Raw genomic sequence first — 1,510 nt, forward strand, 5'->3', positions numbered from 1 at the left:
GTAATTGAAAGATATTTTTTGCAATATCAATACCAAGGATAGTCATAGTCATGATGGGTTCCTTTGCTCGTTGTTTCGAATCATTCAGGCATTAACAATCGTGCCTCTATTAATCCGAGGAGTCCATCCCATTACGCTAAGAAGTTTTATTTAATCAGGCTACGGTCTAACACATACTCTCCATACTTATTCTAAAAGCAGAAGAATAAAAATAAATGATATTAAGTTATTTAACTTTAGGAATATCATTCCACTGTGTTGTGTAGTGAGGTGAAAGGAATTGGCGCTGTGTGATTGAAGTTGCTTCTTGATTAATAGCACCATAACTAATTGTTCTTTTTCCATACCTTTGATTAAGTTTATCCAGCGTTAGCATTAATTGCTCTTTTTTTGGAGAAACAGGGCTAAAAAAGGAACCCTGAAATTCTTCATGAGAACTTAAATCCAAGAGGCATACTCCAGCCTTTTTATAAGCAAGGGAAGGTTTATAAATAGCTTTTAAAGCCTTTTTACCTGCCGTAATAAAAGAAGGAGTATAATGACTTGCAACATCAAGCGTCATCAGCTGAAAATTACTATAGTATGCTCCTTCACTAAAACGATTGGTCTTAATAAAAATCCCCAACTTTTGGGCAAGCATTTTTTCTTCTCGCAGCTTCTCAACAGCTTTTTCAATAAAAGAACAGATTGCAAATTCTAATTCTTCATAAGAGGTAACATCTTTTGGAAAGGAGCGTGAAACTGTAATCATCTTCTTAGAATTTAATTCTTGTTCAAGTTCATAAGAAATGTTTCCATTAAGTTCGGTTACAATTCGCTCGCCAACCACACTCATTTTTTGGCGTATCCATTTAGGAGGCGCTTCCTTAAGCTTAAGGGCTGTATCAATTCCTTGCGCAATCAGGTATTTTGTATGATTGTAGCCGATGCCCCAAACCTCATTTACAGGTAAACGACTTAAAAAAGTATTGATCTCCTTTTCATCGAGTAGAATAAATATTCCTTCAGATTTTTTTGCAAAGTGATTAGCAACCTTAGAAAGTGTTTTAGTTAAAGAGACGCCAATTGAAATTGGAATTCCTAAATATTGCCGCACTTGCTCTTTTAAGTGCTGACAAAAGGTAATGAGTTGATCCTGAGGGATATCTGTTAAATCCAGAAATGCCTCATCAATGGAATAGACTTCCATGATAGGGACTTGAGATTTTAATAAAGCCATAATTCGATTAGAGAAGTCTTGATAGAGTGTATAATTTGAAGAAAAGATAGCTATATCAAACTTTTGAGCAATTTCTTTAAACTTAAAATAAGGCTCACCCATCTTAATCCCTAAGTTTTTAGCTTCATTAGATCTTGCAATGGCGTCGGGTAAGAGAATGACATTACTGCCGTTCCCTCCCCTAAGAACCGAACAGGCGAGTTTCCCCGCATTCGGCTCAAGCCTCTTGAACGCCTTTCAAAAGACGCGGCTCTAGCTGGTTATGAACTTGCCTATGGCAATTAGGATGAA

Annotated in this window: 1 protein-coding gene; it reads right to left on the bottom strand. The window is 36.4% G+C overall.

Going from position 1 to position 1,510, the window contains the following annotated elements:
• Positions 1-226: 226 nt before the first annotated feature.
• Complete coding sequence (locus J0H12_00025; GenBank protein ID MBN9412300.1) at positions 227-1,321, bottom strand: Y-family DNA polymerase; 1,095 nt, start codon at positions 1,319-1,321, stop codon at positions 227-229.
• Between the last annotated feature and the right edge of the window lie 189 nt (positions 1,322-1,510).

This window comes from Candidatus Paracaedimonas acanthamoebae, from assembly GCA_017307065.1.
Classification (GTDB): Bacteria; Pseudomonadota; Alphaproteobacteria; order Caedimonadales; family Caedimonadaceae; genus Paracaedimonas; species Paracaedimonas acanthamoebae_A.

Bases quoted from the DNA above. Each gene is read 5' to 3' on its own strand.
- J0H12_00025 (MBN9412300.1), bottom strand. From the start codon at position 1,321: ATGGGTGAGCCTTATTTTAAGTTTAAAGAAATTGCTCAAAAGTTTGAT.